The sequence below is a fragment of the Accumulibacter sp. genome, assembly GCF_023806565.1.
Taxonomy (GTDB): Bacteria; Pseudomonadota; Gammaproteobacteria; order Burkholderiales; family Rhodocyclaceae; genus Accumulibacter.
Genome location: NZ_JAMTDV010000063.1, coordinates 1 through 4,038, shown reverse-complemented (window position 1 = coordinate 4,038; position 4,038 = coordinate 1). Strand labels below are relative to the sequence as shown.

Below are 4,038 nucleotides of genomic sequence, written 5' to 3'. Positions count from 1 at the left end.
ATCGAGTGGGAGTGAGGGGGTTTCGCGGACTATCTGGGTCTATCGGCCTCTATCGATGGCCGCCGTCGAATTCCCTTTTCTGCCGACCATGGCACTCGGAACCGGTTTGCCGGTTTAAGCGAGTGCCGTCGCTCATTGTTCGGTCGCGCGTAGCGGATTCACGACCTGGATGTCGGCAAAGTCCTTCTCGTTATCGGTCACGACAACACACTCGTCCGCTTCAGCGATCGGCGCGATCATCGTGTCGAGCGCGCTTTGCGGCCTGCCGTTTGCTTTGCCGTCTGCCATGAGACGCGACCAGAGAAGAGCTGCCAATCGCGTACAGCCTGGGAACCGCATGCGTGCGCTCAATCGTGTCGGCGACCCCGCCGCACGTTTGCTTCCGAAACTCGAAAGATCAGAAACGTGCAGACCAGACAGCGCCAACGCCGGCGTCGCGGTTGCCCGCAATGTTCATTACGTCACGGCGGGCCCCGACCTGGAAACTCAGTGTCTGCGTCTTGCCGAGCGGCGTTTCGTAGGCCATGCGGAAGTCGGTCTCGCGTCCATTGGGAACCAGACTGAGCTGTTCGTTGTTGTATTGTGGCACTCCGTTGTCGTCGATTCCGGGAACGACGACGGCGGCCTTGCCGGAGACCACCCGTAGGGGTTGCTTGAGCGAAACGCTGAGGCGATCGTCTTCGGTCATCAGCTTGCGGGTCAGGAAGGTAACGCCAAACGAGCGCGAAACAATGGCACTGGTTCCGGCGATCAACCCGTTGCCTTGAGCCGAACGGGTATAGGAGCCGCCTGCTTCGGCAAACAGACTGGTTTCCTCGCTCAAACGATGGCCGAGCGACAAACCCAGACTGGTGGTCTGGTTGCTACCGAGACCGACCGGGGAGTGAGGATCATAGGTGCTGCCGAGGAGGCTGTTGTTTTCGCTCAGGCTGCCCAACGTGATGCCGCCAGTCCAGCGTTCGCCGAACGTGCGGGTCAGGCCAAGGACGACGTGGGTGTTTCCTGCCGGATTGCTGGCACCGATCGTTCCCCACGCCGGATTGCCGGGAGCGTAGGCGGCTGCGGTGTGGCTGAGGGCAAGGGCGACGCGGGTATCGGCTGCCGCCTGCGTCCCATAGGCGAAGTGCGTGCCACCGGCTGCCAGGTCGCTGAGGTTGGACATCGCCAATTCGCTCGCCGCCGCCGCGAACGCCTGTTCGCCATACAGTGCCCGGGCGAACGAGATCTGACTGGAGACCCCCTGGCCGAAAGCGATCGTGCTGCCCGATCGATCGGTGTAGGCGAGGTAGCCGACGGTCCCCGTGGGCGCCTGTTCACCGTCCGAGAAAGCGCCCATGCGCTCGAATGCGCTCACGCCTTGTTGCTGCCAACGGACGAGTTCGCCTCCATCGGTGAGCTTCATGCTGACGACTCCCGTGTTGAGGTTTGTCGGCAGAGGATTGGTCTTTGCCGAGATTGGCTTGCTCAGAATGAGCCCCGAGAGGTCGACCGAGAAGTTGCGCTGGAACGTGTCGAACGCCAGATGATCCGCAAGTTTGGCGCGCACGGACGAGAGGCTGCCCAAGGCCCCGCCGGTGATCAGGGAACCCGAGAGGCTGCTGACTTCAACGTTCTTGCCGCTGGCGAGCGTCGTCGTCAACGGTCCATACGGTGAAAATGCGGCAAGAAGATTGACCCGTCCCGTGCCGTACTCGGCATCTATCCCCTTGGCGCCGAGGTCCGTAGTCGTCGCCAGCAGAAGGTTGGCGGTCGTGCCGTTGGTTTTCAGGATCGGCCAGGCGGACTGCAGCAAGGCGAGCGAACCACTGATCAGGGGAGCGGACATCGAAGTGCCAGACCACGTCGCCATTGCAGTCGCCCCATATTGAATGCCTGGCGCAAGGATGTTCACTCCTGGCGCCGTAATCCAGCGGGCAGCGTAGGACGTCTTGCCGCCGCTCGTGTCGAGCAGCGAGCCGCTCCCTGGGCGGTTGCTGAACGTCGCATTTTGCGTGGCGTTCGTATCCAGCGCACCGACCAGCAGAAGGTGCTTGATGGTGTTTGCCGTAAGGCCATTGGTATTGGCATTGTTCAGCAAGGCCTTGGCGTCATTGCCACCAGCCCAGACGATGAACGCGCCTTTGGCGGTCGCATTGTTGACCGCGGCGATGATGTCGGCGGTGGGCAGGAAAGTGAGCGACAGGTTGATCACACTGGCACCAGCAGCCACTGCCTTGTTGATGCCACTGGCCACATCAGCGCTGGTACCCGACCCGTTGCTGTTGAGAACTTTCTCGGCGACGATATTGGCGTTTGGGGCGACGCCCATGTAACTGTTGGTGTTGACCGTATAGCCGGTATAGCGATAGGTCCCGGCGGTCGTCCGGTTGGCTGCAGCGATCGAGGCGACGGACGTGCCGTGTCCGTTGTCGTCGTTGTAGCCGTTGCTGCAGCGAAACGACACCGCCGCACACGAGCTGAGAGTCTTGGACACCTGGCCGGAGGCAAAAACGGCATTGGTCGCGACGACGCCTGTATCGACGACGCCGATCACTTGGCCGCTGCCCCACTTGGCGGCGGAGAGAATGGCGCTGGTTTCGCCCATCTGGATGAGCCAGGGTGCGAGCGCAGGATCACCGGCGTGCGCCGCGATGGAAAACGCCGAGCAGACCGCGGCTGCGGTCAGCGAGAGTTTTGCGGAAGAAATTGACATCGCGGTCTCCAACAGGAAGTGCCTGGAGCCAGGATGCAAAGCAGTCAACCGATCACGAAACGCCATTGCAGCGTCCCGGCGGCTCGGCCAGCATAGAAGAATCTCCTTAGCTCCGAAGCTTTGCGTCCCCGGCTTTCGACGGGTTTGCCATTGGCTTGCATCGTAGTTCAGCCTTCTTCCGTTTGCAAGGTTCGGGGTCAAGTCATGTGGTGTATGGAGGAGCTATTTCACAGATCCTCAGCGAAATGACGAGCGGGCAAGACGGGGGTAACGGGAGGTAGTCGACAGAGGACGATGGCCGAGCAGCCGCCCGATGCTGTAGAAGATCGACGCCGGCCTCGATCAGATGCGTGCCGAAGCCCGTGGTTGCCGCCTTCGGGGGCGATGCCGGCGGCGTTGCGCGCGGCGTAGTAGATCCGCTGGGCGGTCTGGATTCCGATCGGGCCGGTGCCGGCCCGATTGGGGAACAACCACCGCTGCGGCCGGGTGTCGCGCCAAGAGGTGCGCAGGGTGGCGAGCAGACGCGGCGAGAGCAGGGTGGGGTGTAGCGATCCTTGCTGCCCTTGCCCTGGCGGACCTTGGGGCACATGCGATCGGCGGCGCTCTCGATGTCCCCGACCTGCAGGGCGCAGACTTCGGACACCCGCAAACCGGCGGCGTAGGTGCTCATCAGTAGCGTGCGTCCGCGCAGGATTCGCGCCGAGTCGATCAGGCGCGCGACTTCTTCGCGCGAGAGGATCTACGGCAGGCGCTTGGGCACCTTGGCCATCGGGATGTCGAAACCGGCTTCCGGGCGACCGAGCACCCGGCGATAGAGGAAGCGGAAGGCGCACGAGGCTTGATTGACGCTGGCGTAGGCGAGCTTCGGGTCGCGAAACCGGTGCAGCGCGCCGATTCTGTGATTTTGCTGCGGGGCGCCGATGGTGATCATCCGAACGCGCATTCCGTCGCCGTTTCCGAGGCCGCTGCGCGTCCCCATCGCTGTCGAAGGGAACCATTGATCTTGTAGGCGACCCCTCCCTGGAGTGTCCCGGGACTTCCGCGCCCGCGAGCTGAGAAGCCGGCTCGCCTCCAGTCGCCAATTCCAGGGTTCTTCCCCTACCACCGCCCAGATGGGGCATCGTCTGCCCCAACCGCAGGCATTCGACGCGGGTTCAAGTATCCGTCCGCTCGCCAGAACGATCCGCCGGGCTGCTTCCCAAAGACCTATTTCCAATCCCGCCCGGCCGGCTCCCTCCGGGCTCGTCCAACGAATAAGGAAAGCCTACCACCATGTTTCTTGGACTTGCAGTGCATCAGCAGCCTGGGCAACCGGGGCGAAGCGAAAGAGGGCCGAGTGAAGCCTT

3 protein-coding genes, 1 pseudogene and 1 riboswitch are annotated in these 4,038 nt (G+C 62.8%); all 4 genes and pseudogenes read right to left on the bottom strand.

Features of this window, described 5'->3' with window-relative positions; translation table 11 throughout:
* Positions 1–132: 132 nt before the first annotated feature.
* Positions 133–312, bottom strand: a pseudogene (locus NFV80_RS07460) (VapC toxin family PIN domain ribonuclease); the annotation flags it as partial.
* 85 nt (positions 313–397) lie between these two features.
* A complete protein-coding gene (locus NFV80_RS07455; RefSeq protein ID WP_295328382.1) occupies positions 398–2,692 on the bottom strand; it encodes a S8 family serine peptidase in 2,295 nt (764 codons plus the stop codon).
* A gap of 74 nt (positions 2,693–2,766) precedes the next feature.
* Positions 2,767–2,851, bottom strand: a riboswitch (cyclic di-GMP riboswitch).
* Between the two features lie 43 nt (positions 2,852–2,894).
* On the bottom strand, positions 2,895–3,383 hold the full coding sequence (locus NFV80_RS17450) for a tyrosine-type recombinase/integrase (RefSeq protein WP_366143419.1): 489 nt from the start codon (positions 3,381–3,383) through the stop codon (positions 2,895–2,897).
* Between the two features lie 48 nt (positions 3,384–3,431).
* Entirely contained in the window at positions 3,432–3,623 is a 192-nt protein-coding gene (locus tag NFV80_RS07450; protein ID WP_295328380.1) for a hypothetical protein, read from the bottom strand.
* Positions 3,624–4,038: the final 415 nt, after the last annotated feature.

Bases quoted from the DNA above. Each gene is read 5' to 3' on its own strand.
- NFV80_RS07450 (WP_295328380.1), bottom strand. From the start codon at position 3,623: ATGATCACCATCGGCGCCCCGCAGCAAAATCACAGAATCGGCGCGCTG.
- NFV80_RS07455 (WP_295328382.1), bottom strand. From the start codon at position 2,692: ATGTCAATTTCTTCCGCAAAACTCTCGCTGACCGCAGCCGCGGTCTGC.